This window comes from Acetobacter suratthaniensis, assembly GCF_017377745.1.
GTDB classification, from domain to species: domain Bacteria; phylum Pseudomonadota; class Alphaproteobacteria; order Acetobacterales; family Acetobacteraceae; genus Acetobacter; species Acetobacter suratthaniensis.
The window spans coordinates 88,769-113,464 of the sequence record NZ_JAFVMG010000002.1 but is presented as its reverse complement, the minus strand read 5'-3'; the positions used below and the strand labels follow the sequence as shown (position 1 = coordinate 113,464).

At 59.3% G+C, this 24,696-nt stretch carries 29 protein-coding genes and 1 tRNA gene; 23 read left to right on the top strand and 7 right to left on the bottom strand.

Annotated features, from left to right (window positions below):
- Positions 1–28 precede the first annotated feature (28 nt).
- From ffh to leuB, 8 genes are all read left to right on the top strand, one after another.
- Positions 29–1,429, top strand: coding sequence for a signal recognition particle protein (ffh, locus tag J2D75_RS04090; protein ID WP_207853120.1), 1,401 nt, complete (start codon positions 29–31; stop codon positions 1,427–1,429).
- A 62-nt stretch (positions 1,430–1,491) separates the two neighbouring features.
- On the top strand, positions 1,492–1,842 hold the full coding sequence (gene rpsP / locus J2D75_RS04085) for a 30S ribosomal protein S16 (protein WP_207853119.1): 351 nt from the start codon (positions 1,492–1,494) through the stop codon (positions 1,840–1,842).
- A gap of 17 nt (positions 1,843–1,859) precedes the next feature.
- Positions 1,860–2,402: a ribosome maturation factor RimM gene (gene rimM, locus J2D75_RS04080; RefSeq protein WP_207853117.1), complete on the top strand. Its 543-nt coding sequence runs from the start codon at positions 1,860–1,862 to the stop codon at positions 2,400–2,402.
- A complete protein-coding gene (trmD, locus tag J2D75_RS04075) occupies positions 2,399–3,151 on the top strand; it encodes a tRNA (guanosine(37)-N1)-methyltransferase TrmD (RefSeq protein WP_207853115.1) in 753 nt (250 codons plus the stop codon). Before rimM ends, trmD begins: the two co-directional genes overlap by 4 nt.
- A 14-nt stretch (positions 3,152–3,165) precedes the next feature.
- A complete protein-coding gene (gene rplS / locus J2D75_RS04070) occupies positions 3,166–3,549 on the top strand; it encodes a 50S ribosomal protein L19 (protein WP_025861518.1) in 384 nt (127 codons plus the stop codon).
- 258 nt (positions 3,550–3,807) lie between these two features.
- Positions 3,808–5,211, top strand: coding sequence for a 3-isopropylmalate dehydratase large subunit (gene leuC / locus J2D75_RS04065; protein WP_207853113.1), 1,404 nt, complete (start codon positions 3,808–3,810; stop codon positions 5,209–5,211).
- Positions 5,211–5,834, top strand: a complete 624-nt coding sequence (gene leuD / locus J2D75_RS04060) for a 3-isopropylmalate dehydratase small subunit (RefSeq protein WP_207853111.1) — start codon at positions 5,211–5,213, stop codon at positions 5,832–5,834. Before leuC ends, leuD begins: the two co-directional genes overlap by 1 nt.
- A gap of 24 nt (positions 5,835–5,858) precedes the next feature.
- The gene (leuB, locus tag J2D75_RS04055) at positions 5,859–6,980 is read left to right on the top strand and encodes a 3-isopropylmalate dehydrogenase (protein WP_207853109.1); all 1,122 of its coding nucleotides are present in this window, start codon (positions 5,859–5,861) and stop codon (positions 6,978–6,980) included.
- Positions 6,981–7,155: 175 nt separating this feature from the next.
- Here leuB and rpsU read toward each other — a convergent pair whose 3' ends face one another.
- Positions 7,156–7,359 (bottom strand): 30S ribosomal protein S21, encoded by a 204-nt coding sequence (gene rpsU / locus J2D75_RS04050; RefSeq protein WP_081773585.1) that lies wholly within the window; start codon positions 7,357–7,359, stop codon positions 7,156–7,158.
- Positions 7,360–7,583: 224 nt separating this feature from the next.
- Between rpsU and def the strand changes: the two genes are divergently transcribed.
- The 5 genes from def to J2D75_RS04025 are packed head-to-tail and all read left to right on the top strand — an operon-like array spanning position 7,584 to position 11,430.
- The gene (def, locus tag J2D75_RS04045) at positions 7,584–8,114 is read left to right on the top strand and encodes a peptide deformylase (protein WP_207853107.1); all 531 of its coding nucleotides are present in this window, start codon (positions 7,584–7,586) and stop codon (positions 8,112–8,114) included.
- The gene (locus J2D75_RS04040) at positions 8,111–8,779 is read left to right on the top strand and encodes a ubiquinone biosynthesis protein COQ9 (protein WP_207853105.1); all 669 of its coding nucleotides are present in this window, start codon (positions 8,111–8,113) and stop codon (positions 8,777–8,779) included. Before def ends, J2D75_RS04040 begins: the two co-directional genes overlap by 4 nt.
- 14 nt (positions 8,780–8,793) lie before the next feature.
- Positions 8,794–9,321, top strand: coding sequence for a MarR family winged helix-turn-helix transcriptional regulator (locus J2D75_RS04035; protein WP_207853103.1), 528 nt, complete (start codon positions 8,794–8,796; stop codon positions 9,319–9,321).
- Positions 9,311–10,042, top strand: coding sequence for a response regulator (locus tag J2D75_RS04030; RefSeq protein ID WP_207853101.1), 732 nt, complete (start codon positions 9,311–9,313; stop codon positions 10,040–10,042). The genes J2D75_RS04035 and J2D75_RS04030 overlap by 11 nt, the downstream gene beginning before the upstream one ends.
- Before the next feature lie 59 nt (positions 10,043–10,101).
- Complete coding sequence (locus tag J2D75_RS04025; RefSeq protein WP_243428479.1) at positions 10,102–11,430, top strand: ATP-binding protein; 1,329 nt, start codon at positions 10,102–10,104, stop codon at positions 11,428–11,430.
- A gap of 4 nt (positions 11,431–11,434) precedes the next feature.
- Here J2D75_RS04025 and J2D75_RS04020 read toward each other — a convergent pair whose 3' ends face one another.
- Positions 11,435–11,992, bottom strand: coding sequence for an outer membrane protein assembly factor BamE (locus J2D75_RS04020; RefSeq protein ID WP_207853096.1), 558 nt, complete (start codon positions 11,990–11,992; stop codon positions 11,435–11,437).
- A gap of 274 nt (positions 11,993–12,266) precedes the next feature.
- Between J2D75_RS04020 and J2D75_RS04015 the strand changes: the two genes are divergently transcribed.
- From J2D75_RS04015 to J2D75_RS03985, 7 genes are all read left to right on the top strand, one after another.
- On the top strand, positions 12,267–12,821 hold the full coding sequence (locus tag J2D75_RS04015; RefSeq protein WP_207853094.1) for a DUF177 domain-containing protein: 555 nt from the start codon (positions 12,267–12,269) through the stop codon (positions 12,819–12,821).
- A gap of 174 nt (positions 12,822–12,995) precedes the next feature.
- Entirely contained in the window at positions 12,996–13,199 is a 204-nt protein-coding gene (gene rpmF / locus J2D75_RS04010) for a 50S ribosomal protein L32 (protein WP_081773538.1), read from the top strand.
- Between the two features lie 80 nt (positions 13,200–13,279).
- Entirely contained in the window at positions 13,280–14,386 is a 1,107-nt protein-coding gene (plsX, locus tag J2D75_RS04005) for a phosphate acyltransferase PlsX (RefSeq protein WP_207853092.1), read from the top strand.
- A gap of 76 nt (positions 14,387–14,462) precedes the next feature.
- Entirely contained in the window at positions 14,463–15,434 is a 972-nt protein-coding gene (locus tag J2D75_RS04000; protein WP_408736734.1) for a beta-ketoacyl-ACP synthase III, read from the top strand.
- 85 nt (positions 15,435–15,519) lie between these two features.
- Positions 15,520–15,840 (top strand): integration host factor subunit alpha, encoded by a 321-nt coding sequence (locus J2D75_RS03995; RefSeq protein ID WP_207853090.1) that lies wholly within the window; start codon positions 15,520–15,522, stop codon positions 15,838–15,840.
- A complete protein-coding gene (locus tag J2D75_RS03990) occupies positions 15,833–16,417 on the top strand; it encodes a MerR family transcriptional regulator (RefSeq protein WP_243428478.1) in 585 nt (194 codons plus the stop codon). Before J2D75_RS03995 ends, J2D75_RS03990 begins: the two co-directional genes overlap by 8 nt.
- Positions 16,418–16,484: 67 nt before the next feature.
- Positions 16,485–16,558 (top strand) — tRNA-Pro (locus J2D75_RS03985).
- A 38-nt stretch (positions 16,559–16,596) separates the two neighbouring features.
- On the opposite strand, the gene J2D75_RS03980 is transcribed toward J2D75_RS03985, so the two are convergent.
- A complete protein-coding gene (locus J2D75_RS03980; protein WP_207853088.1) occupies positions 16,597–17,715 on the bottom strand; it encodes an AI-2E family transporter in 1,119 nt (372 codons plus the stop codon).
- A 200-nt stretch (positions 17,716–17,915) separates the two neighbouring features.
- On the opposite strand from J2D75_RS03980, the gene murJ reads away from it, so the two are divergent.
- Together murJ and J2D75_RS03970 are read left to right on the top strand one after the other, a co-directional pair.
- Entirely contained in the window at positions 17,916–19,475 is a 1,560-nt protein-coding gene (gene murJ / locus J2D75_RS03975) for a murein biosynthesis integral membrane protein MurJ (RefSeq protein WP_207853086.1), read from the top strand.
- Positions 19,472–20,746 (top strand): UdgX family uracil-DNA binding protein, encoded by a 1,275-nt coding sequence (locus J2D75_RS03970; RefSeq protein ID WP_243428477.1) that lies wholly within the window; start codon positions 19,472–19,474, stop codon positions 20,744–20,746. Before murJ ends, J2D75_RS03970 begins: the two co-directional genes overlap by 4 nt.
- A 5-nt stretch (positions 20,747–20,751) precedes the next feature.
- Here J2D75_RS03970 and J2D75_RS03965 read toward each other — a convergent pair whose 3' ends face one another.
- The 4 genes from J2D75_RS03965 to trxB form a co-directional block, all read right to left on the bottom strand.
- Complete coding sequence (locus J2D75_RS03965) at positions 20,752–21,045, bottom strand: integration host factor subunit beta (RefSeq protein ID WP_207853084.1); 294 nt, start codon at positions 21,043–21,045, stop codon at positions 20,752–20,754.
- Positions 21,046–21,202: 157 nt separating this feature from the next.
- On the bottom strand, positions 21,203–21,673 hold the full coding sequence (locus J2D75_RS03960; RefSeq protein ID WP_207853082.1) for a MucR family transcriptional regulator: 471 nt from the start codon (positions 21,671–21,673) through the stop codon (positions 21,203–21,205).
- 328 nt (positions 21,674–22,001) lie between these two features.
- Positions 22,002–22,889, bottom strand: a complete 888-nt coding sequence (locus tag J2D75_RS03955) for a LysR substrate-binding domain-containing protein (protein WP_207853081.1) — start codon at positions 22,887–22,889, stop codon at positions 22,002–22,004.
- Positions 22,890–23,007: 118 nt separating this feature from the next.
- Positions 23,008–23,955 carry a thioredoxin-disulfide reductase gene (gene trxB / locus J2D75_RS03950; protein WP_207853079.1) on the bottom strand — a complete coding sequence of 316 codons (948 nt, stop codon included), beginning with the start codon at positions 23,953–23,955 and terminating at the stop codon, positions 23,008–23,010.
- A 235-nt stretch (positions 23,956–24,190) separates the two neighbouring features.
- Here trxB and J2D75_RS03945 point away from each other — a divergent pair, with 235 nt between their 5' ends.
- Entirely contained in the window at positions 24,191–24,676 is a 486-nt protein-coding gene (locus J2D75_RS03945) for an Lrp/AsnC family transcriptional regulator (RefSeq protein WP_265782908.1), read from the top strand.
- Positions 24,677–24,696: the final 20 nt, after the last annotated feature.

Sequence of the window (24,696 nt, the reverse complement as noted above, 5' to 3'; positions counted from 1 at the left end):
GCGCGTTTTGTTATGGGGTATTGTACTGGTGTTCGAAGCGCTTTCAGGCAGGCTTTCCGGGGTTTTTGACGGGCTCGCAAAACGTGGCGCGCTGTCCGAAGCCGACGTGATGGAGGCAATGCGCGAAGTCCGTCTGGCCATGCTGGATGCGGACGTTGCGCTGCCTGTCGTAAAAGACTTCGTTAACAAGGTGCGTGAGCGTGCCGTCGGGCATGAGGTGCTGGACAGCATCTCTCCCGGTCAGGCAGTTGCCAAAATCGTTAACGATGCCCTGATTGACGCCCTTGGCGGCGCGGGTGCCGTGCCGCTCAACCTCAGCGCGGTGCCGCCGGTGCCGGTGCTGATGGTGGGTTTGCAGGGGTCGGGTAAAACCACGACCTCTGGCAAGATCGCCCTGCGCCTGCATGAGCGTGAGCGCAAGAAAGTGCTACTGGCCTCGCTGGATACCCAGCGCCCGGCGGCGCAGTTGCAGCTTGCCCAGCTTGCCACGCAGGCGGGTGTGGTTTCCCTGCCGATTGTTGCCGGGCAGACCCCGGTCGAGATCGCCCGCCGCGCCATGGAAACAGGCCGGCGCGAAGGGTATGATGTCGTCATTCTGGATACGGCCGGTCGCCTGTCCATTGACGAAGCCCTGATGGACGAAGTCCGCCAGATCCGTGATGTGGTCAACCCGGCGGAAACCCTGCTGGTTGTGGACGCCATGACCGGGCAGGACGCGGTCAACACGGCCAAGCTGTTTAACGAAGCAGTCGGTGTCAGTGGCGTTGTCATGACCCGTATGGATGGCGATGCCCGTGGTGGTGCCGCCCTGTCCATGAAGGCCATTACCGGCGCCCCCATCAAGCTGACGGGTTCGGGCGAAAAGCTCGATGCGCTGGAAGAGTTCCACCCCGAGCGTGTTGCTGGCCGTATTCTCGGTCTGGGTGATATTGCAGGCCTGGTGGAAAAAGCCGCCGATACCCTCGACCATGAGGAAGGTGAGCGTCTTGCCAAGCGTATGATGGCTGGCAAATTCGATCTGGACGACTATGCCTCCCAGATCCGCCAGATCAACAAGCTTGGTTCCATTTCCGGTATTCTGGGCATGCTGCCGGGCATGGGCAAGATCAAGGAAGCGATTGGGGACAAGGATCTCGATCAGTCCATCCTCAAGCGTCACCTTGCCATTATTTCTTCCATGACCAAGGGGGAGCGCCGCGCGCCCTCCATCATCAAGGCGTCACGCAAGAAGCGTATTGCCGCCGGGTCAGGGACAACGGTTCAGGATGTCAACAAGCTGCTCAAGCAGTTTGATATGATGTCCTCCATGATGAAGCGCTTCAACAAACTGGGTGTGAAAGGTCTCATGCGCCAGGGGATGTCCGCGCTCATGCCTAAGGGAATGGGCGGAGGCCCGCCGGGTGGACCCGGTATGCCTCCTTTCCGCTGATGCGGTCTGTTTCCGTCGGTTACGTTTTCGGGTTTTTGTTTTTGGGTCTGGAGTAAGTCCGAATGAGTCTTAAAATTCGTCTCGCCCGTGCGGGTGCAAAGAAGCGCCCCTACTACCACATCGTTGTGGCTGACAGCCGTAGCCCGCGCGATGGCCGTTTCATTGAAAAGGTGGGCGCATACAACCCCATGCTGCCGTCCGACCACGCCGAGCGCGTGCGTCTGGTTGGTGAGCGTATCACGCACTGGCTTTCTCAGGGCGCGCAGCCGACCGATCGTGTTGCCCGCTTCCTGGGTAACGCTGGTCTGGCCGAAAAGCCCGCTTTCCGTGAGCAGCCCAAGAAGTCCGCTCCCAAGAAGCGTGCTCAGGAACGTGCCGCCGCTGCCGCCAAGGCAGCAGAAGCCGCAGCCTGAAACCCGTCTGAACCGCCATGTCTCCTGATCTCATCCTGATCGGTGTTGTGGGGAAACCGCATGGAGTGCGCGGCCTTGTGCGCGTGCGCTCCTATGCGGAAGATCCCGCCTCGCTGGAACAGTATGAGGCGCTGCTTGATGCGCAGGGCCGTCGCTGGTCTTTGCGTTGGCGCGGCGGGGAAGGTGTTGCGGAACTGATGGATGCGCAGGGTCGGCCTGTTGCTGACCGCACGCAGGCGCAGGCTTTGGTGAACATGCGGCTTTATGTGCCGCGTGAGGCCTTGCCCGAGCCAGAGGAAGAAGAATTCTATCATGCCGATCTGATCGGTATGGAAGCGTTCGAAAATGGTCTTTCTCTGGGGCGGGTGGCCATGGTGCATGATTACGGTGCCGGAGCCAGTCTTGAACTGGCAGGCGGCGTGCTTGTGCCATTTACAAAAGCCTGTGTGCCTCAGGTTGACCTGAAGCAACGTACCGTGAGCGTAATCCGCCCGACTGATGTCGCGGGGGAGGAAGGTCGGGGTGTGGGGCGTCAGGTGCAGGCCGGGGTGTCGGCATGACATGGCATGCCACGGTGCTGACGCTGTTTCCGGAAATGTTTCCGGGGCCTCTGGGGCTTTCCCTTGCCGGGAGAGCGCTGGAAGCGGGGGTGTGGTCGTGCCGGACCGAAGATCTGCGCCAGCATGGGCTGGGGCGGCACCGGGCTGTGGACGATACGCCCTTTGGCGGTGGCGCGGGCATGGTCATTCGGCCGGATGTGGCCGATGCCGCCATCAGCGCTGCGGATGTGCCTGCGGGTGTGCCCGTGGTCTATCTGACGCCACGCGGCAGGCCGTTAACCCAGCAGACCGTGCGCCGCTATGCGCAGGGGCCGGGGGTTACGTTGCTGTGCGGGCGGTTTGAAGGGGTGGATGAGCGCGTGTTGCAGGCGCGTGGCGTTGAGGAGGTTTCCATCGGGGATTATGTTCTCTCTGGTGGAGAAACCGCAGCGCTGGTTCTGCTGGATGCGTGCGTGCGCCTGCTGCCCGGCGTGATGGGGAGCGAGGAAAGCGGCGTGGAGGAAAGTTTTTCCGAAGGGCTGCTGGAGTATCCGCACTACACTCGTCCCGCTGAGTGGGAAGGGCGTGCCGTGCCGGAAATCCTGCTATCAGGTAACCATGCCGCCATTGCGGCCTGGCGGCGTGGGCAGGCGGAAGAAACAACGCGGGAAAGAAGGCCGGATCTGTGGTCCGCCTGGCTGGCCCGCAAGGAAACAAACAGGGCTGTAGCTGTGGGCGGGGCCGCACAGACACGCCAGTTAGGGGTTTGAGGAAGGATACCGAGATGAATATCATTCAGCAGTACGAAGCTGCGGAAATCGCGCGGCTGACAGCGGAACGCCCTGTTCCGGAATTCGAAGCAGGCGACACCGTGCGCGTGTCCGTGCAGGTTAAGGAAGGCGAGCGCGTGCGTCTGCAGGCGTTTGAAGGCGTTGTGATTGCCCGTTCCAACAAGGGCCTGAACAGCAACTTCACCGTGCGCAAGATTTCCAACGGTGAAGGTGTCGAGCGCGTATTCCCGCTCTATGCCCCGACCGTGGCCGAAATCAAGGTCGTGCGTCGTGGTAAGGTGCGTCGCGCGAAGCTGTATTACCTGCGTGGCCGTAGCGGCAAGTCCGCTCGTATTGCCGAGCGCCCGCGTGAAGTGGTTGCTCCGGTCGCCGGTTGATCCGGTAACGGGCTGATTAGTCATGGTGGCTTTCGGGCCATCATGACTCGCGCGCGAACAGGCTCTTTGTGGCCTGCTGGCCCGGTTGGCGCAAAAGGCTGGCCGGGTTTTCGTGTGCATGCGGGTATCATGACAACCTGCGTTAATTTCGGGTCTTAGGCTTGGGCTTTGTGGCTCTTGCTCACCATATATAAAGCACACCGCCCCGCTGTTTTGACCCACGGCATAAACAGGGCAGGATAAGAAGGAGAGGTGGCCATGGCGCCGCGCACGTTGTTCGACAAGATCTGGGATGATCATGTCGTGGAAACTCTGCCCGATGGCACCTCCATTCTTTATATAGACCGTCATCTTGTGCATGAGGTCACCAGTCCTCAGGCGTTCGAAGGGCTGCGTCTGGCCGGGCGGCGCCTGCGTCATCCCGAGCGGACGATTGCCGTGGTGGATCATAATGTCCCGACCTCGGATCGCACCCAGCCGATCGAGGAACCCGAAAGCCGCAATCAGATTGAAACGCTGGAACGCAACGTAAAGGAATTCGGGGTTCCGTATTTCCCGCTGCTTTCAGCCAATCAGGGGATCGTGCATGTAGTCGGGCCAGAGCAGGGTATTTCCCTGCCGGGCATGACCATTGTGTGTGGGGACTCCCATACCTCCACACATGGCGCCATGGGCTCTCTGGCATTCGGTATCGGCACCTCCGAAGTCGAGCATGTGATGGCCACGCAGACCATTCTGCAAAGACCGGCCAAGAACATGCGCGTGACCGTTGAGGGCGTGCCGGGCCATGGTGTTTCCGCCAAGGACATTATGCTGGCGATCATCGGGCATATCGGCACGGCGGGTGGCACGGGTCATGTGATTGAATTCGCGGGTTCGGCCATACGCGGTCTGGACATGGCGGGCCGCATGACGCTGTGCAACATGTCGATCGAGGCCGGTGCACGCGCAGGGCTTGTCGCCCCGGATGACACGACCTTCGAGTATGTGCGTGGCCGCCCCTTTGCCCCCAAGGGCGAGGATTTCGACCGTGCTGTTGCGTACTGGAAAACGCTTTCGACCGACGAAGGCGCACATTTCGATAAAGAAGTGACCCTGCGGGCAGAAGATATCAGCCCAACCCTGACATGGGGCACCAGCCCCGAAACGGTGTTGCCGATCAGTGGTGCTGTGCCCGACCCGGCGCAGGAGCCTGATGAGGCCCGCCGGGTTCAGATGCAGCGCATGCTTGACTATATGGGCCTGCAGGCGGGGCAGGCCATTGCCGGGACACCGGTTGATGTTGTCTTTATCGGCTCGTGCACCAACAGCCGTATTGAAGACCTGCGGGCCGCAGCCCTCGTGGCCGAAGGGCGTAAGGTGGCGCAGGGTGTCCGCGCCATGATCGTGCCTGGTTCGGGCAATGTGAAGCGTCAGGCCGAGGAAGAAGGTCTGGACAAGATCTTTCTCGATGCCGGGTTTGAATGGCGCGAGGCAGGTTGCTCGATGTGTCTGGGCATGAACCCCGACCGCCTGACACCGGGGCAGCGCTGTGCGTCCACCTCCAACCGTAATTTTGAAGGACGGCAGGGGCCGGGTGGTCGTACCCACCTGCTTTCGCCTGCTATGGCTGCGGCTGCGGCGGTTACAGGGTGCCTGACGGATGTGAGGGAGCTGGTCTGATGGAAAAATTTACCACACTGTCCGCCATTGCGGCCGCCCTGCCGGAAGCCAATATCGATACGGACAAGATCATTCCGGCGCGCTTTCTTAAAACCACGCAGCGTACGGGGCTTGGGCGGCATGCTTTCGACGCCATGCGCTACCGCGAGGATGGGGCGGAAAATCCTGACTTCGTTCTCAACCGCGAGCCGTGGCGTAAAGCGCAAATCCTGATTACCTTCGACAACCTTGGGTGTGGCTCGTCCCGCGAGCATGCGCCTTGGGCTCTGCTGGATTTTGGCATACGGTGCGTGATTGCACCGTCTTTTGCCGATATCTTTTTCAACAACTGCTTCAAAAACGGCATTCTGCCCATCAACCTGCCGCGTGCGATCTGTGAGCGCCTGATGGATGATGCCTCCATGGGTGAGAATGCCCGCCTGACGGTCGATCTGGCCCGGCAGGTGGTGATCCGCCCCGATGGTGAGGAAGTGCCGTTTGAAATCGATCCTTTCCGCAAGCACCTGCTGCTTGAGGGGCTGGACGATATTGGCCAGACCCTCAAGCATGAGCAGGGCATCACCCGCTATGAAAATCGTGAGCATCAGGAAAAGCCCTGGATGCCTTCCATTCATATCGACTGATTTTTTCTTTTTTCGGAGCGCGTCATGAGCGAGCAGAAGACCCCCATTAAACTTCTTGTCCTGCCGGGCGATGGTGTCGGCCCCGAGATCATGCAGGAAGCGAACCGGGTTCTTGCCTGGCTGGAAAAGAACCGCGGCGTTACGTTTGACCTGACCTATGATCTGGTGGGCGGTGCCTCTCTGGCTGAATATGGCGTGCCGATCCGTGACGAGGTGATTGAAAAAGCCTGGGCGTCCGATGCGGTGCTGTTCGGCTCCGTTGGTGACCCGAAATGGACGCATGTCGGTTTTGACAAGCGGCCTGAAATTGCCATTCTCAAGCTGCGTCAGGAACTGGGGCTGTTTGCCAACCTGCGCCCTGCCAAGGTGTTCGATGCGCTGGTGGATGCCAGCACGCTGCGTCCCGAAGTGGTGCGTGGCCTCGATATCATGATCGTGCGTGAGACTGTCGGTGGCATCTATTTCGGCGAACCGCGCGGCATCGAAACGCTGGCCGATGGCAGCCGCCGCGGTATCAACACCGAGGTGTATACCACGGGTGAAATCGAGCGCGTGGCGCGCGTGGCCTTCGATCTGGCCCGCAAGCGTTCCAACCGGGTCTGCTCGGTCGAGAAGTGCAATGTCATGGAAAGTGGGCTTCTGTGGAAGGAAGTTGTCACCGATGTGCATGGGCGTGAGTTCAAGGATGTGGAACTGAGCCATATGCTGGCGGATAATTGCGCCATGCAGCTCGTCCGCAACCCGCGCCAGTTCGACGTGCTGGTGACCGGCAACCTGTTCGGGGATCTGCTGTCCGATCTGGCCTCCATGCTGACTGGTAGCCTTGGCATGCTGCCTTCCGCAACGCTGGGTGCGGTGCAGGACAATGGCAAGCGCCCGGCGCTGTACGAGCCGATTCATGGTAGCGCGCCTGATATTGCAGGGCAGGGTGTTGCCAACCCGATTGCACAGATCCTGTCTCTGGCCATGCTGCTGCGTTACTCGCTGGATATGCAGGCCGAGGCAGACCTGATCGAGCAGGCGGTTGCCAATGTGCTGGCCAGCGGCCTGCGCACGGCGGATATCATGTCTGAAGGCATGGCGCGCGTTGGCACGGCTGTTATGGGCGAGGCCATTGTGCGCGAACTGGACAAACTGCAGAAATAAAAAACTGATCCTGCTCTTTCGTTTTTTGCGAAAGGGCAGGGCGGCAGAAAAGGGGCGCTCCGGTTGGGCGCCCTTTTTTTATGCCTGCCCTGTAGCGTGGGGCAGGAGGTAGGCATAAAAAAAGGCCGATCCGAGCGGGATCGACCTTTTTTCGCGTCCTGATAGGGCGGAAGGCTTAGAAGCCTTCGCGTTCCAGGCGCTTGCGTTCCATCTTGCGGGCGCGACGTACGGCTTCCGCACCTTCACGCGCTTTGCGCTCAGACGGCTTTTCGTAATGCCGACGGAGTTTCATTTCACGGAAAATGCCTTCGCGCTGCATTTTTTTCTTGAGCGCTTTAAGAGCCTGATCGACATTGTTGTCACGGACGAGAACGTGCACTTGGTCACTAACCCCTGTTCAGAAAAATCCGGTCGCCCGGCTTTTTGGAAGCCAAATTGGAATAGGCACCGCCTCGCCACGAGGGCGAACCGATTCCCCTGTTGGCGGGTTCTATAACACTGTTTGAATGGAAGATACAATTTGTTCTTGCGTTTCCGGTGGGCACGGAAACGTGTTTTAAGCAAAAAAAATGCCGCCTGACGCATGAAGGAACAATAAAAGCGATGGCAGTTCTTGCGATAGCCCGTATGGGCCACCCTGTTTTGCTGGCTGAGGCGCAGACGGTTGACGATGTGCAGGCTCCTGAAATCCGCCGTCTGATCAGCGATATGCGCGAAACACTGGAGCAGAGCGGGGGCGTGGGGCTGGCGGCGCCGCAGGTGCATGTCTCACGCAGGCTTTTTCTGTATTCCGTGCCGCCAACCCGTAGCGAAGGCCCGGATGATCCGGCCCTGCCGGTGCAGGTGATCATCAACCCCGAACTGGAACCGCTGGGCGAGGAAACGCTGCTGCGTATGGAAGGCTGTCTGTCCCTGCCGGGACTACGGGGCGAGGTGCCGCGTTACAGGGCGGTGCGTTATCGGGGGCTGGATGAAAACGGACAGCAGATTGAAGGGGTTGCGACCGGTTTTCGTGCGCATGTCATGCAGCATGAAATGGATCATCTTGATGGAATCCTCTATCCCATGCGCATGACGGATATGAGCCGTATGGGCTTTGATGTCGAAATGGCGCGGTATGGGGGAAAAGCATGAGCATGCGGCCAGATAATCTGAAGCAGGCGGTTTCACTGGCGGCTACGGCGCTGGCGACTGGCGTTATGCCGCAGGCTATGCCCCGTCATTCTGAGCGGGATTCTGCCCTGCGTGCGCTGGCCGCTGTGGCGGGTGAGCGGGGCTGGGGGGTGTCTGTCCTGCGGGATGTAGCGGGCAGCGAAGCGGAACTGCTGTTCCCCGGCGGAGAGATGGAACTGGTGGAAGCGTGGTCAGACCTATGCGACCGCGACATGCTGGCCCGTATGCAGGAGACATCTGAGCCGCGGCTGAGCCTGCGTGTGCGCGAAGCGCTGCTTTGCCGCCTGCCCATGGATGAAGCGGTGCGGCGCGCGGCAGCCCGTGGTGTATCGGCGCAGCTTGTCGGGGGGGGGCAGGCGGCATTTCGGCGCGGGTGGATGCGTACGGTCAATGCAATCTGGATGGCTGCGCGGGATGAGTCATCGGGAGCCACCTACCTGACCAAGCGGCTGACCCTGGCGCAGGTATATGGAGCCAGTTTTTTGTTCTGGCTGGCAGGTGCGTCGGATGAGGCTGCGCTGGCGGCGTTTGTGGACAGGCGTCTGGCCTGTGTGCAGCGGCTGGGGAAGGCGCGTGAGCGTGTCATGGCTCTGATCGGGTTTGCCCGGCCACAGGCGGCGGCCTAGGCGGCCCCGCGCACATGGCGGCCTTGCCTTCGCGTGCCGCTGCGGGTGCGGACCTGCTCTTCCTGCGCGAAGAGCGGTTGCGGTTTGCACAAGCCCTGATGTTTCTGGCGCAAAGAGACATGGCCGAAGCCGTGGCCTCTATGCTGGAGGAAGACGGCTTGGGTCGTGCACAGTATCGTGTCATGCAGGTTCTGGCCTTCAGCCCCGGCATGCCGGTCAGTCGGGTGCAGGATATTCTGGGTGTGACCAAGCAAAGCCTTGGCCGCACCCTGCACGAGCTGGAAGAGCGTGCGTATCTGGAAATTCGGCGGGGCAGGGAAGACAGACGCCAGCGCCTGCTGTTTCTGACAGCCGCCGGGCAGGATGCCGAAGCCCGGCTGTTTGCCGTGGTGCGTCAGCGGCTTATGGAGGCCTACCGAGAGGCGGGGGGCGCTGCGGTGGAAGGATTTGGGCGGGTTATGCTTGGCATGCTGTCCGAACATAGCCGGAGCGTTCTGGCGAATGAAGGCAAGGTAGAGGCCGGGCGCCAGCATGGCGGTTAAGGCGACAGGAGTACAGCCGGTGGAAGAAGAAGCCGTATCGCATGTTCTGGTGGTGGATGATGACCCGAGGCTGCGTCGCCTTTTGCATCGCTATCTATTTGAAAATGGGTTTCGTATCAGCGTTGCGGCTCATGCGGAGGAAGCGCGGCAGACGCTCAATGGTATCCAGCCGGATGCCATTGTGCTGGACGTGAACATGCCCGGACAGGACGGGCTGGACTTTACCCGCACCCTGCGGGCGGATGGTCTGGACATGCCCATTATCCTGCTGACCGCCCGAGGCGAACCGGAAGACCGGATTACAGGGCTGGAAGCCGGGGCGGATGATTATCTTGCCAAACCGTTCGAGCCACGGGAACTGCTGCTCAGGCTCAAGGCGCATCTGCGGCGACACCAGCCCGCGCCAACACCGGGCACGCCACGCATCGTGCGTCTTGGCGATAAGGAGTTTGATCTGGAGCGCCTGCTTTTGCAGGGGCCAGATGGCAATATTCACCTGACCGGGGGCGAGGCTGCGCTACTGGCCGTGCTCTCGCGCAGGCCGGGCGAAATCTTCTCGCGCGAGGAAATTGCTACGGCACTGGATATGCTGGAAATAGGCGAGCGCGCAGTGGATGTGCAGGTTACGCGCTTGCGCCGTTGTATTGAAACAGACCCGAGGGAGCCGCGCTTCCTGCAAACGGTCAGAGGGCGCGGTTATGTCCTGAAGCCGGGCCTGTAGGCGCGATGGGCCGGGGAGCGCGTCTGTGGCAGTTTATGGTGGAGCAGGGAGGACGCAGGATGGAAAGAATTCTGCGGCGCTTTTTGCCCCGTTCGTTTCTCGGGCGTTCGTTGCTGATTGTGCTGTTTCCGCTGCTGGCCACGCAGGGGATCGCGCTTGAGCTGTTTTACGGTAATTTTCTCAAGGTCGTCTCGCGCAGGTTGACGGACAGCGTGGCCTCTGAGGTCGTGCTGTCGCTCAATGCGCTGGAGCGGCTTAAAAGCCCGGCTGACAAGGCGTGGTTTGTATCACAGGCGTGGTCACATCTGCACCTGCGGGAGCAGTGGCGGCCGGGCATGAAGCTGGATCACTTTGGTTCCACCCATGTGCTGGGGCCGATGGATGATGATCTGGTGCGCGATCTGGCCTCGTCCATCTCCTATCCATTTTATATTTCATGGAATCGCGATCCAAGAAAAGTCAGTATTTTCATACAGTTGCCTGATGGTGTGTTGATGGTGGACGCCCCGCGCAAGCGGCTGGATATGGGGCAGATCTGGCTGTTTGTTGCTTGGACTGTGGGTAGTACGCTGCTGTTGTTCATGCTGGCCAGCCTGTTCATGAGCAGGCAGGTCAGGGCTATTCGCATGCTTGGCCATGCGGCGGAACAGTTCGGGCTGGGGCGTGATGTGGGCATGATACGGCCTACAGGCGCGCAGGAGGTGCGTCGGGTTGCTGTGGCGTTCAATCGCATGCAGGCACGCATACACCGCTTTGTAGCGCAAAGGACGCGGGTTCTGGCCGGGGTCTCTCATGACCTGCGTACTCCTTTGACCCGTCTGCGGCTTTCTCTGGTCATGCTCCCGCAAACCGGCGTCGTGCGTGCGGAGGATCTGCGGCAGGATATCGACGACATGGTGGGCGACGTGGTGGAGATGGAAAACCTGATCGGTACCTATCTCGCCTTCGTGCGCGGCGAGGGGATGGAAAAGGTCGAAGATGTCGCGCTGCGGCCATTCCTGAAAGAAATTGTTGCGGCGGCAGCGCGGGCAGGCGGGCGTGAGGTGCGGCTGGAAGTCTCGCCAGAGCTTGTGGTGCCCATGCGGCCTGACGCCATGCGTAGAACTCTGACCAATCTGATCGACAATGCCCGCCGCCATGGGGCGTGTGTCAGCCTGACAGTTCGGGTTACGCCCGAGCGGGTAGTATTTTTGGTGGATGATAACGGGCCGGGTATCGAGCCGGATCGGCGCGAGCGGGTTCTGACTGCTTTTGAAAGCGGTCAGATCAATGGCACAGGGCTTGGGCTGACGATCTCACGCGATATCGTGCGCGCCCATGGCGGTGAACTGACGCTGGAGGATTCGCCCCAAGGTGGGCTGCGCGTCAGGATTACCCTGCCGCGCTAGGCGCTCAGAGAGAGTTGCCAGAGCCGAAGTGGCCGGGGCCCTGGTTGTTGTAGCCACCCATCATGCCGCCAGCCGAGCCGGAGCCCATCATGTTCTGCATGGGGTTGTAGCGACCGACATTGCCCAAAATCTGCTGGAGAACATTGACTTTGGTGCCGGGGGTCGGGGTGATCTTGGAAACCATGGCCACATGTATCGCATCCTTGCGGTCAAGGGCGCGTACGCTTTGCAGGGTGCCTGTCGGGGTGAATTTCAGAACCACCACATCCTGCTTGAGCACGGCTGGATAATCCATGGGTACCAGCCGCGTGGTCATGGAAATATAAATCCACGTATTGTCGTCAAAGGCCCCTTTGGTGGTGGGGGTGCCCATCAGATCAAGCGCATCGGCACGGGTGCTGGAGCCGGGAATGAGCTGGTTGTAATCATCCGCCTCGACCAGAGAGCCGCGCGGGATGGGCGTGGGGGAGAAAACCGCGCAGCCCGAAAGCGCCAGAACCGCCGCAAGGGCTGTGCAGGCACCATGCAGGCGCGTCATCCGGTTGCGGCGTGGCAGTGTCATGCGTTTCAGGCTTTCCCTGCGTTTCTGTCCCCCGTGGTTTCAAGCCATAGGGTCTGGCTTGCTCCGGCCGGGCTTATTTCTCTTGTTTCGGATGCCCGAACCATTGCGGTGCGTCAATTCCTGAATGGAGCTTGGAGCGTATTTCCCCTTTGCTGCACGGCATTACTCCCCTGTTGCGGGGCGATATGATAGAACGATCCGTGTGCCATGTGCGGGCGTGGCCCGCAGGCACGCGACTTTTGAAAGAGCCATTGTGCCACCTGTGGAGGTTTCCATGAAAGACAGGCCTGAATTTTCTCGCCCTCTGGCCGTGCGCCGAATCGGTGTGAACGGCACGGAAATCACGGTGGAGGCAACAGAAGCGGAATGCCGCGCCGTTGCGGCCCGGCTCAAGTTGCCGCGCATTGATATGCTGCGCTGCCGTTACCACCTGCGTGATCAGAAGCGCGGCGTGGTGGAGGCTCAGGGAGCGCTGGCGGCACGCTTCATGCAGACCTGCGTTGTCAGTCTTGAAACTTTTGAGGATATGATTGCAGGCTCTTTTGTGGTTCGTTTCGTCCCGGCCGAACATTTTGTGGAGTCTGATCTGCCCGACATGGATGCGGCGGATGAAATTCCCTATGATGGTCAGGAGATTGATCTGGGGGAGGCCGTGGTTGAGCAGTTTGCGCTTGATCTCGATCCCTATCCCCATGCGCCGGATATTGATCTGCCGCCCGGCCTCGTCAGGGATGAGGACGATGCGGAAGAGCCCGTAGCGCTGGATAAGAGCGAGCAGCGACCCCACCCGTTTGCGGCGCTGTCGCGCTGGAATGGTGGAAAAGCCTGAGCGGGCGTTAAAGAAAGACGCGGGTTTTCTTTTTGCATTACTTGCGAAAAAACCCTCCGTCTGCTAGAGGCCCCGGCTCAGTCTGGTGATGAACCGAATGGTGTTGTCTGGTAGGGCGCAGGAACGCGAGCCGGGCATTTATTAACTTGTCTTTGCAGGAAGGGGCTCAGGCTCATGGCTGTACCCAAAAGAAAAACTTCGCCTTCTCGTCGTGGTATGCGTCGCAGCCACCAGGCGCTCAGCGCCGAGGCTTTTGCTGAATGCTCCAACTGCGGTGAGCTGAAGCGCCCGCACCATGTGTGCAGCCATTGCGGCCATTACGATGGGCGTGAAGTGGTTGCCGCTGGCAAGGCGCTGAAGGTAGCTGTGCGCGCCTGATTTTTCAGGCGGGTATTGAGCGTGCGCTCAGGCGTGCGGATACGGGAGCAAGGCATCTGCGGCATGGCAGAGAAGCAGGCATGAACAAGACCGAGATTCCAGACAGTTTTCCTTCCGATCCCTCCGGGGCGTTCAGCCTTGCGGTGGATGGAATGGGAGGCGATGGGGCTCCCGAGGTCGTTGTTGCCGGGCTTTCCATTGCCGCGGAACGCCACCGTGATCTGCGCGTCCTGCTGATCGGGGATGAGGCCAGACTGCAACCGCTGCTGGCTAAATATCCCCGTGCGGCAGCGGTGTGCACGGTGTGGCATACCGATGTGTCCATTCCCATGGACATGAAGCCCACGCAGGCTCTGCGCCAGCGGCAGTCCTCCATGCGTCTGTCCATGGATGCCGTGGCCAGTGGGCGTGCTCAGGGCGTGGTGTCCGCTGGCAACAGCGGGGCCATGCTGGCTCTGGCCAAGATCGTGATCAAAACCCTGCCGGGTATTTCCCGTCCCGCCATGGCGGCTATCAGCCCGACCGTGAAAGGTGACGTGGTCATGCTCGATCTGGGCGCCAATGTCGTATGCGACTGGCGCAATCTGGTTGAGTTCGCGGTCATGGGTGAAGCCTTTGCCAAGTCGGTGCTGGGTCTCCCGGCTCCGACCATCGGCCTGCTCAATATCGGTTCGGAAGAACTCAAGGGCGATGAAAAGCTGCGGGTTGCTGCGGAAACGCTGCGCGAAAGCCCGCTGGCTGCCCAGTTCCACGGTTTTGTGGAAGGGCATGATATTACCGCAGGCACGACCGATGTGGTTGTGACGGACGGCTTTACCGGCAATGTTGCGCTCAAAACGGGCGAGGGTGTGCTGAAAATGGCCACCACCCTGCTGCGCCGGGTGTTCCAGAGCAGCGTGCTGGCAAAAATCGGTTATCTGCTTGTCCGCCCCGGTCTGGAGCGGATGAAGGAATGGCTGGACCCCCGGCGCTACAATGGCGCGGTGTTTGTTGGCCTGAACGGCGTGGTGGTTAAGTCTCATGGCGGCACTGACGCCGAAGGGTTTGCCGCAGCCGTTGATGTAGCCATGGACATGGTTACGCATGGTTTCAATGACAGTATCCGTGACCGTCTCAGCCATATGGGGGCATTGCTCTCCGGGCAGAAGGTAGCCGAAGAACGCGAGGTTGCGGTTCCGGTTTCCTGAATAGACGCATAGACATGAACTGGCCTGTCGTGGTGAGCAGCGATGTATGTCCGTTGCGGCGGTGGATAATGAAAGAATGGCGATGACGAAGCATGCGCTTCTGATCGGGTCTGGCAGCTACCTGCCAGACAGGGTTGTGACCAATGACGAGCTTGCTGCCCAGCTGGACACGTCGGATGAGTGGATCAGAACCCGCACCGGCATTACCCGTCGCCATAAGGTCGGGCCAGATGATACAGCCGCCAGTATGGGAGCGCGGGCTGCGCAGGCAGCGCTCGATTATGCCGGACTGGTTGCCGACGATATTGATGCGATTTTTCTCGCAACGGCCACCCCCGATCAGGCTTTCCCGTCAACTGCGGTGCGCGTGCAGGCTCTGCTTGGTATGACGCGAGGCTTCGGCTTCGATCTTTCTGCGGCCTGTTCAGGGTTCATTTTTGCGCTGGCTACGGCTGATGCCTATATCCGCGCGGGCATGGCCCGCAAGGTGCTGGTGATTGGCAGCGAGGTTTATTCGCGCATTCTGGATTGGTCGGATCGCGGCACCTGCGTCCTGTTCGGTGATGGTGCGGGCGCTGTGGTGCTGTCCGCCTCGGATGAGGATGACGGGCGCGGGCTACTGTCCACCCACCTGCATTCCGATGGCACGCTGGGCGATCTGCTCTATGTCGATGGTGCCGTGGGGCAGCCCGACAAAAGCGGTCATCTGGTCATGAGCGGGCGCGATGTCTTCCGTCATGCTGTCTCCAAGCTGTCTTCTGCGGTGGATGAGGCGCTGGCGGCTCAGGGGCTGTCCTATGCCGACGTAGACTGGCTTGTGCCGCATCAGGCCAATATCCGCATTATCGAAGGTGTGGGCAAAAAACTTGGCCTGCCACCCGAGCGGGTGGTGGTGACCGTTGACCGACACGCGAATACCTCAGCAGCCTCCATTCCGCTGGCGCTGGATGAGGCCATACGTGACGGGCGTATCCGCAAGGGTGATCTGGTGCTGCTTGAGGCGCTGGGCGGCGGGTTGACATGGGGTTCGGCGCTAGTTCGGATGTAACCGGCGGCGACTGCGCTCTCTATAAAAATGCGACGTTTGTGCGAATGAATTGACGCGCCCTGCGGGCGTGGTTACGCTCCGATTCATGGAAACTGTGACGCGTGCATCCTTGATAGAGCAGGTCTATCAGCAGGTAGGTCTGTCTCGTAAAGAGTCGTCTGTGCTCCTGGAAGATGTTCTGGAGACAGTCATGGAAGCGCTTGAACGCGGAGAAAGCGTCAAGATCAGTGGATTTGGCACCTTTGCCGTTCGCAAGAAAGGCAAACGAGCGGGACGCAACCCGAAAACGGGTGAGGAAGTTCCGATCATGCCACGCTCCGTGCTGGTTTTCAGGTCCAGTCAGCTTTTGAAAGCTGAGGTCAATCATGAACCCCCGGAAGGGTATGAAGGCTATGACGATGACTGATTCTTCGGAATACGGCAGCGCCGGGCAGGTGCGTATCGGTCTGTTGGAAGCGCTGGATTCCGAGGAAGAGGGCATGGGATTGGACGAATTGGAAAAAGCACCGGACGCTTTCAGAACCATTAGTGAAGTTGCCGACGAACTGCATGTGCCTCAGCACACGCTGAGACTATGGGAATCCCAGTTCCAGCAGGTGCAGCCGGTCAAGCGTGCTGGGGGGCGGCGTTATTATCGGCAGGATGATATTGCCCTTTTGCGGCATATTTCCGATCTGCTTTATACGCAGGGTTATACAGTCAAGGGTGTTCAGCGCCTGCTCGATAGCGGCATGGTTGTTCCCATGCCTGCGCGTGTGGTCGATGATACCGCGGCGGAATCGGTGGATGTTGCCGAAGCTCTTCAGCATGAAAACCCTGAGGTGCAGGATATTATTGCGGAGTCTGAAGCTCAGTCTGTAACCGCCAGCGTACAGGAAGAGGCGGCTCCTGTTGCCGTGCCTGTTTATGACGCGCATCTGCGGGCTGAACTGGAAGGTATTCTGGTGGAGCTGCTGGCCATTCGCCAGAAACTTGTTGTTTAAGCAAAAAATTATCTCACACGGGCTTGTGCCGTGTGGGATCGCCTGCTAAACACCGCTTCACACTTAACGGGCAGTAGCGCAGTCTGGTAGCGCATCAGTCTGGGGGACTGGGGGTCGTGGGTTCGAATCCCGCCTGCCCGATATTTTTCCGAAAAGTTGGTATGGCGAGGCGCCCCTGTTTATGGGGCTGCCTCGCTATTGCCGTATGTCCAGCGCCGCCACAGCAGGTTGAGTGCTGCCATAATGGCCGGGCCGATAAACAGGCCAATCAGGCCCCATGTTTCGGCTCCTCCCAGAATGCCCAGAAGCACCCACAGGAATGGCAGTTTTGTGCTGCCGCCGATCAGGGCAGGGCGTACGAAATGGTCGGCAATGAAAATGACTGTGGCGCCCAGCGCAAAAATAATCACACAGGCTGCTGAGGCCCCCTGTGCGAGAATCAGCAGCGAAACCAGTCCCACAGCTACAAGCGCGCAGAACGGGATCATGGCCGCCACAGCGGTAATAACACCAAAAAGCGCAGGATGAGGCGCTCCGGCCACCATATAGGCGATGCCCAGAATAATGCCTTCGCCTATGCCCACCAGAACAAGCCCCTGCACCGTGCCATGCACCGAGGCCACTATCTGGCGGCCGATGGTTTCCCCCCGTTTGCCAAAGGCACGGCAGGAGGCCACGCGGCATTGGCGGATAACGGAAGGCCCATCCTTATAAAGAAAAAATAGGGTCAGGATGGAAAAGCAGAACAGGGTTCCACGATGGGCGATCTGCGCACCGAGTGCTTTGGTGATAGCCATGCCACGATTATCCAGAGCACCCAGCATGCCTGAAATATTGCGTGGGTCCGTCAGGTGGCTTTGCCACCACTGTGTAATGGCAGCCTGACCGAAGGGGAGATGGCCCAAGGCTTCGGGCACAGGCACGCCATGGGCGCGCGCGCCATCAAGCCAGCGCAGCACACTCTGGGCTTCGCCGATGGCTTCGAGCGTCAGAAGTGTTAGGGGAATGACGAATATCAGCGCCATTACCGCCGTAAACAGGGCGGGCAGCACTGTGCCTCCCGCAGCATCGGGCCAGGCTTTGCAGGCCCGGGTATAAAGCGGCCATGTGGCAATGGCAAAAACCCCGCCCCATGCAAGGGCAGGTAAAAAGCCATGCACAGTGTAAAGCGCCATACCCGCGATAAAGGTGGCCAGAGTTGCACGCGCGATTTCCTGCCCCCGTTTTGAGCGCTGGCTGGCTTTCAGCCCCAGACAGCGGGTGATGGGGGCCGGGTGTTGGGCGGGCGGGGCTGGCATATGCGTGTATTCTTTCCAGGCTTCTGGGGCGGGCGGCAGGCTGTGCAAGCTGCCGCCTTTGACATGGGATAATAGAGCGAGGTAAGCGGCATGCCTATGCCGTATCTGTTAAGACTGTTCATGAGTCGTGCAGCCGGTATGCTCTGACAGGCGGCGCCGTGGGGCTACCGCCACGGCCTTGACGGATCGCACGGGACATCATGCTGAAAAATTTTCTGACAGTTGGCGGCTGGACCATGCTCAGCCGCATTCTTGGTCTTGTGCGCGATCAGCTTCTGGCTGCGTTTCTTGGGGCTGGCCCATTACAGGATGCCTATCAGGTTGCCTGCCGTCTGCCTAACATGTTTCGGCGGCTGTTTGGTGAAGGGGCGTTCAACGCGGCATTTGTGCCACTTTTTTCGTCTGTGCTGGTCGAGGATGGGGCGGATGAGGCGCGCCACTTCGCGCGGCGTACGCTTGGCGTCATGCTGGCGTGGCTGGTGTTTTTATGCCTGCTGGGCGAGTTGTTCATGCCTGCGGTGCTGCGGGCGATTGCGCCGGGCTTTGTGCAAAGCGGCGAACGCTATGCGCTGGCGGTAACGCTTAGCCGGATTACCTTTCCCTATCTGGTCATGATCTGTGCCGCAGCGCTGCTGGCGGGGGTGCTGAACGGGCTGCATCGTTTTGGTATGGCATCGGCTGCGTATCTGGCGTTCAATATTGTTGGCATCGCGGCCATTCTTGGGGGGGCGTGCCTGAGCGCCAATGTAGCAATTGTTGCGGCATGGGGGGTTACCCTGTCGGGCGTGGTGCAGCTTGGGCTACTCATGTGGGCCTGTGAGCGGGCACGCTTTGGCCTTATGCCACTTTGGCCGCGCCTGACGCCGCGCATCAGGCTGCTGCTCAGGCGCATGGTGCCGGGGTTGATAGGGAGTGGAGTCGGGCAGATCAACCTGACAATCGACACCATTATCGGCACGCTACTGCCTGCGGGGAGTGTGTCGCTCATGTATTTTGCAGATCGGATTAACCAGTTGCCACTGGGCGTACTGGGTGCGGCCGCAGGTACAACGCTACTGCCTGTTCTGACCCGTCATGTCGCGGCGGGTGATCATGAAGGGGCGCATACGGCGCAGAATCGGTCGATCGAGTATGTACTGTTGCTAACGCTGCCTGCGGTGGCCGGTATTCTGGTGCTGGCTGATCCCATTATGGTGGTTCTGTTCGGCCACGGCTCCTTTACCGAGCATGATGCCGTTCTGTCGGCTCAGTCATTACGGGCTTATGCCATTGGTCTGCCTGCGTTTGTGCTGGTCAAGGTGCTGTCGCCTGCCTTTTTCGCGCGGGGGGATACCCGTACGCCGGTCATGATCGGCATTGGTGTACTGGTGGCTAACCTGCTGCTTAACCTTGTGTTTATGAAGCCGCTTGCTCATGTGGGGCCACCTTTGGCCAGTAGTCTGGCAGCGGTGCTCAATGTTGCCAGTCTGGCAATTATACTGCGCCTGCGCGCGGTGCTGCATGTGCCACAGGCGTTGCTTATGCGTATGGGGTTTGTGGGGCTTGCTGCATTAGGCATGGCGCTAGGCGTTGGTTTGGGGGCTTGGGGGCTGCCGTTTCCTGCCCATATCGTGCTGCGTCTGTGCTGGCTTGGATTTATGGTGGTGGGTGGTGGTGCTCTGTATCTGCTTCTGCTGTGCCTGACGGGAATCGTGCGCTGGCAGCAGGTTGCAGCCATGCCCGGCCGCTTAAAGCGTGGCAGGCGCAGCGGGGGGGCTTGAGTCGCTTGGCAGAGAGTGTTCTTGCGCATCAGGTTGATTTTTCAGCATGGCGGCAGGCGGTCAGGTGGCATATCGCGCGGGAGACACCGCCAGAATCCCTGCATTGGCGGGTGGCTGGCTTTGGTGAAGCGTTGCCGGAGCAGGATAGCGGGAAGGAGTCTGCGCCATCGGGGCTGCGTGTTACGCTTTCACGGGCTTTGCTGGCGCTGTTGGAAGACGCCATTCAGGCGCGTGATGAAACCCGCTTCAGCCTTGGTTACACAATCCTCTATCGGTTGGCCCGGCGCGAATTATCGCTGGGCAATGGGCACGACCCGGATCTGATGGCACTGCGTGCGCTAGCTGAAAGCGTGCGAAGGGAAACGAGGGCCTTCCGACAGCGTTTTTCCACCTTTGCGGCAAACCGCTCCACGGCCTGCCTGCATGACGCACCTGCCCACTATATTCTGGAGGCCAATGCCGCTTTCTGTCAGGCGCGCATGCCACGTTTGTGGGAGATTTGCAGCCCCTATCGACGTGTGTTGTGGAATGGCCAGAGACTATTTTTCGGGCCGGGCGAGACTGAGGCCACCCATGTGCAGGCCAGCACATGGCAACCCTCCGGGCAGGGATGCTGGCAGGGTTACCCGAACACGGTTCAGCCGCCATCGCTGGAGGAAACCCGGCAGGCGGATAGTCTGGCGGCTCTTGGTGCGCTCGCTATGGATTGCCGGGCTTGCCCCTCATGGGAAAAGGCGACGCGCACCGTGTTCGGGAGCGGGCAGGGGCGTCTTCGGCTGATGCTGGTGGGTGAACAGCCGGGAGATCAGGAAGATCTGGCCGGAGTGCCATTTGTCGGGCCTGCAGGGCAGGTTCTGGACAGGGCGCTGGCGGAGGCAGGTTTAAACCGTGAGCAGATTTACGTGACCAATGCCGTCAAGCATTTTGGTTTTACCTGGCGTAATGGCAGGCGGTTGCACCAGAAGCCTGACGAGGGAGCTATTAACGCCTGTCATGTCTGGCTGGAGGCTGAAAGGCGTATTCTTGATCCCGTGTTGGTGGTCATGCTCGGGGCAACGGCGGCGCGAAGCGTGCTGAAACGACCCATTACAATTTCACGTGAGAGATCACGTATTCTGCCGCTGGATGAAACAACCAGTGGGCTGGTGACGGTGCATCCATCCTATCTATTACGGTTGCCCGACGAATCTACGCGCCAGAAAGAATATGAAAGATTCGTCGCGGATATAAAGCTTGCCCGCGACTATCTGTGCAGCAAGGGTCTGCTGTAGGCAGGTTATTCTTTTTTGCGTGGAGTGTTCAGGCGCTGATGCAGCTCTTTGCCTGTTTTAAAGAACGGCACATATTTGCGGCTGACTTGCACCTGTTCCCCGGTTTTGGGGTTGCGGCCTAGTCGGGGGTCGCGTTCCTTGACGGAAAAAGCCCCAAATCCGCGTAGTTCCACGCGTTGTCCATTGGCAAGGCTGCGGGCGATGCCACCAAACACAGTGTTGACGAGACGCGTTGCCTCCCTGACCTGCAGGTGAGGATGTTTCTGCAAAAGAACAGCAATAAGCTCAGATCTGGTCATGGTAGTGCATTTCCATCTGATCATATGGCCAGATAGCAGGGCCACTCGCTTTTAACACTCCTGCGTATAGGGTTCTTGCGTCAAGACATAAATAAAGCCCGGTGGGGCGTGACAGACGCTCCACCGGGCTTCGGGCCTCGTTGATCTGAGGGATGTATTACGCGTTGGTCGGCGCGTTTTTCTTGGAGCGACGGCCGCGGCCACCCACTTCATCTTCATCCCCAGCAGCGTGAATCTTGCGGCCCAGACCGATTTCACGTGCGAGTGTGGAGCGGCGTTCAGCATAGTTGGGGGCAACCATGGGGTAGTCTGCGGGCAGGCCCCAGCGCTCACGGTACTGCTCAGGCGTCATGTTGTAGGCGCTCTGGAGATGGCGCTTGAGCATTTTCAGCTTTTTGCCGTCTTCAAGGCACACGATGTAGTCAGGGAAAACAGAACGCTTGACGGGCACGGCAGGCTGAAGCTTTTCCGGCTCACTCTGCGGCAGTTCGGCGGTTTTCAGTGCCTGATAAACATCCTTGATCAGAACGGGAATGGCGGTGGCTTCCACCTGGTTGTTGGAAACATATGCCGCCACAATCTCTGATACAAGTTCTAGAACGGGGGAGTAGTCTGCAGTGTCTGTCATGGCTGGCCCAATTAAAAGTAAGAATTTACTTTTCCAAATATAGGGAATGGTTTCTTGTTTGTGAATGGAGAAGATACGTTTTTTTTGAACCTTTTCCCGGTTTTTCTTGGTTATCTGATCTTCTCTGGCAGTAGAGATATGCAGAAGTGTAAAGGATATGAAACAGGTGGGTTCTGAAATTTAAAGAACAGACATAGAAAGAGTGCTATTCAGCCACATTATTATGCGATTTTATGTATGAACTGCTGTGCATATGAAAAAGGGCAGAACGATTCGCCTTTAAACAGTACGAAACGGTCTGCCCTTGATCTGTAAAGCGGGTGCTATTTTAGCGGATACCCAGCTCGCTCATCAGGAAGTCACGGAATACTGACACGCGCTTGGAGCTGCGCAGTTCTTCCGGGTAGACAAAATAGGCATCAACAGTCGGCGTGGCGACATCGGGCAGGATCTGCACCAGATCTGGGAATGCCGCTGCGGCATAGGTTGGGATCGAACCGATACCCAACCCACCGGCAATGGCATAAGCCATGGCGGCCATGCTGTTGACTTCCAGCCGGGTATTATGCAGCCCGGCATGACCCGTATTCTGCAGAGCCTGCGCCAGCCAGTTTACATGCGTAACGGGTGGGTGGTGCTCGCCGAACAGAACCAGATGATGGTTCTTGATTTCTTCAAGGCTCTGCGGCGTGCCATGTTTTTCAAGATAGAGGGGGGCTGCGAAAATGGGCAGATGGAAATCTGCCAGATGCCGCTGGATCAGATCGGGCTGGCGCGGTGCGTGCATGCGCACGGCCACATCAGCTTCGCGCATGCCCAGATCCAGATCGTTATCTTCCAGAATAAGGCAGATATCGATTTCAGGATTGGCCTGCATGAACTTGTGCAGGCGTGGCATAAGCCAGCAATTGCCAAAACCGGTTGTTGTTGTGACACGCAGCCGACCTGCGGCTTTTTCCTTGCTTTCAGTCAGCAGGGTCTGTGTCATTTCGAGTTTGGAAAATACTTCCCGCACCGTTTTATGCAGGGTTTCACCCTGTTCGGTCAGGATCAGACCTCTTGCATGACGGTGGAAAAGAGGAACCTGAAGAACGTCTTCGAGCGCGGAAATCTGCCGGGATACAGCAGACTGGCTCAGGTTAAGAACGTCTCCCGCGTGGGTAAAGGAACCGGCTTCCGCCACAGCATGGAAAACCCTGAGTTTGTCCCAGTCCACGCACGCCTCCTACTAAATATTGAATGATACTCATGTAAAGCATGAAATTATGCTTTATGGTTTATACATACGTGCAGTAATTGCCCCCCATGGTCAAGAGACCATGGGGAAGTAATTATTAATTTAGGCCAGCCAGAAAACGTTCCGCATCCAGTGCGGCCATGCAGCCTGTGCCTGCTGCGGTGACAGCCTGACGGTAGATTTTGTCCTGAACATCGCCCGCGGCGAAGACTCCATCGACCGATGTGCGTGTGCCGCCTGCAACCGTAACAATATAGCCTTCGGAATCCAGCTCGAGCTGGCCTTTGAAAATATCGGTTGTAGGCGAATGGCCGATGGCAATGAACACGCCATCAGTCGGCAGGGTGGTGAGCGTGTTGTCCTGCGTGTTGCGCAGGGCGATGGCGTTAACGGTTGGGGGCGTGCCGTCAGCCAGAATGTCTTCGACAACGCTGTTCCACACAACGCTGACCTTCGGGTTTGCGAACAGCCGATCCTGCAGGATTTTTTCAGCGCGCAGCGTGTCGCGGCGGTGGATCAGGGTGACATGGTCGGCGTGGTGGGTGAGGTAGAGCGCCTCTTCCACGGCCGTGTTGCCACCCCCGACAACGGCAACCCTGCGCCCACGGTAGAAAAAGCCATCGCAGGTGGCGCAGGCGGAAACACCGGCCCCTTGCAGGCGTTTTTCGTTGGGCAGACCAAGCCAGCGGGCCTGTGCGCCCGTTGCGACAATAACGGAACGCGCAATGTAGACCGTGCCGGAATCGCCCACCAGCCGGAAGGGCGAACCCCCATCGAGTTTCACATCTGTAATAATGTCGTATTCAATACGCGTGCCGACATTCAGCGCCTGTTCGGCCATCTGCTCCATCAGCCATGGGCCCTGAATGGCCGTGGCAAAGCCGGGGTAGTTTTCCACTTCGGTGGTAATGGTCAGCTGCCCGCCGGGCTGCAGCCCCGCCACCAGCACGGGAGACAGGTTGGCGCGCGCGGCGTAAATGGCGGCCGTATAGCCCGCGGGGCCAGCGCCGATGACAAGCAGGTCGGTCGTGATTGTTTCGGTCATGGTTTTTTACATCATCCCCAGCGGGTAAGGCCAAGCCCGGCCGCGCCACTGCTGTCGGCGCGTTCCGGGCGATATGGGGCCAGATATGACCGCACGGCCCCTGTAGGGCAAGGGGTGCGACAGTGTAAGGATGCGGTTTGCCGAGGGAAGGCGGGCGTGTCATATACGGTGCCAGTTGCCGGTATGGCGTGCTCTGCAGGGATTTTATCCTGCACGGGGGGATCGGAGTTTGAAGGTGGTGGATCTGGACGCAGTTGATCTTCGCATCGTGGCAGAGTTGCAGGACGATGGGCGTATCACCAATGTCGAACTGGCCCGGCGCGTGGGTATATCGGCACCGCCCTGCCTGCGCCGTGTCCGGCGTCTGGAGGATGACGGTGTGGTACGCGGCTATCATGCCGACCCGGACGCAGCGGCTCTTGGCTGGCCAATTACGTTTTTTGCGTTGATTGGGCTGGAAAGCCAGAAGGAAACCGTGTTGTGCGCCTTTGAGAATTATCTGGCCCAGTGGCCGGAAGTGCGCGAGTGCCACATGATCCGTGGTGGCGGTGATTTTCTCGTGAGGCTGATTGCGCGTGATGCCGCCCACGAAAACCTGCTCACCCGCCAGTTGACTGAAGCCACGCATGTTATCCGTGTGCAGACCCTGCAGACCATCCGCACAAGTCTGGAGCGGTGGGGCGTGCCGTTGAAAAATGAGAACGAGGGGCCAGCCGCATGAGTGAGCGTGCGGATAGGCCG

What these genes read in the sequence shown, in the direction of transcription:
- trmD (WP_207853115.1), top strand. Translation starts at nt 2,399, where the DNA reads ATGACATGGCATGCCACGGTGCTGACGCTGTTTCCGGAAATGTTTCCG.
- leuD (WP_207853111.1), top strand. Translation starts at nt 5,211, where the DNA reads ATGGAAAAATTTACCACACTGTCCGCCATTGCGGCCGCCCTGCCGGAA.
- J2D75_RS03990 (WP_243428478.1), top strand. Translation starts at nt 15,833, where the DNA reads ATGACTGATTCTTCGGAATACGGCAGCGCCGGGCAGGTGCGTATCGGT.
- murJ (WP_207853086.1), top strand. Translation starts at nt 17,916, where the DNA reads ATGCTGAAAAATTTTCTGACAGTTGGCGGCTGGACCATGCTCAGCCGC.
- trxB (WP_207853079.1), bottom strand. Translation starts at nt 23,955, where the DNA reads ATGACCGAAACAATCACGACCGACCTGCTTGTCATCGGCGCTGGCCCC.
- rplS (WP_025861518.1), top strand. Translation starts at nt 3,166, where the DNA reads ATGAATATCATTCAGCAGTACGAAGCTGCGGAAATCGCGCGGCTGACA.
- leuB (WP_207853109.1), top strand. Translation starts at nt 5,859, where the DNA reads ATGAGCGAGCAGAAGACCCCCATTAAACTTCTTGTCCTGCCGGGCGAT.
- J2D75_RS04030 (WP_207853101.1), top strand. Translation starts at nt 9,311, where the DNA reads ATGGCGGTTAAGGCGACAGGAGTACAGCCGGTGGAAGAAGAAGCCGTA.
- plsX (WP_207853092.1), top strand. Translation starts at nt 13,280, where the DNA reads ATGAACAAGACCGAGATTCCAGACAGTTTTCCTTCCGATCCCTCCGGG.
- J2D75_RS04025 (WP_243428479.1), top strand. Translation starts at nt 10,102, where the DNA reads ATGGAAAGAATTCTGCGGCGCTTTTTGCCCCGTTCGTTTCTCGGGCGT.
- J2D75_RS03980 (WP_207853088.1), bottom strand. Translation starts at nt 17,715, where the DNA reads ATGCCAGCCCCGCCCGCCCAACACCCGGCCCCCATCACCCGCTGTCTG.
- J2D75_RS04020 (WP_207853096.1), bottom strand. Translation starts at nt 11,992, where the DNA reads ATGACACTGCCACGCCGCAACCGGATGACGCGCCTGCATGGTGCCTGC.
- J2D75_RS03995 (WP_207853090.1), top strand. Translation starts at nt 15,520, where the DNA reads ATGGAAACTGTGACGCGTGCATCCTTGATAGAGCAGGTCTATCAGCAG.
- J2D75_RS03965 (WP_207853084.1), bottom strand. Translation starts at nt 21,045, where the DNA reads ATGACCAGATCTGAGCTTATTGCTGTTCTTTTGCAGAAACATCCTCAC.
- rpsP (WP_207853119.1), top strand. Translation starts at nt 1,492, where the DNA reads ATGAGTCTTAAAATTCGTCTCGCCCGTGCGGGTGCAAAGAAGCGCCCC.
- J2D75_RS04015 (WP_207853094.1), top strand. Translation starts at nt 12,267, where the DNA reads ATGAAAGACAGGCCTGAATTTTCTCGCCCTCTGGCCGTGCGCCGAATC.
- J2D75_RS03960 (WP_207853082.1), bottom strand. Translation starts at nt 21,673, where the DNA reads ATGACAGACACTGCAGACTACTCCCCCGTTCTAGAACTTGTATCAGAG.
- J2D75_RS04035 (WP_207853103.1), top strand. Translation starts at nt 8,794, where the DNA reads ATGGCGGCCTTGCCTTCGCGTGCCGCTGCGGGTGCGGACCTGCTCTTC.
- rimM (WP_207853117.1), top strand. Translation starts at nt 1,860, where the DNA reads ATGTCTCCTGATCTCATCCTGATCGGTGTTGTGGGGAAACCGCATGGA.
- J2D75_RS04040 (WP_207853105.1), top strand. Translation starts at nt 8,111, where the DNA reads ATGAGCATGCGGCCAGATAATCTGAAGCAGGCGGTTTCACTGGCGGCT.
- leuC (WP_207853113.1), top strand. Translation starts at nt 3,808, where the DNA reads ATGGCGCCGCGCACGTTGTTCGACAAGATCTGGGATGATCATGTCGTG.
- J2D75_RS04000 (WP_408736734.1), top strand. Translation starts at nt 14,463, where the DNA reads ATGGCGATGACGAAGCATGCGCTTCTGATCGGGTCTGGCAGCTACCTG.
- def (WP_207853107.1), top strand. Translation starts at nt 7,584, where the DNA reads ATGGCAGTTCTTGCGATAGCCCGTATGGGCCACCCTGTTTTGCTGGCT.
- rpmF (WP_081773538.1), top strand. Translation starts at nt 12,996, where the DNA reads ATGGCTGTACCCAAAAGAAAAACTTCGCCTTCTCGTCGTGGTATGCGT.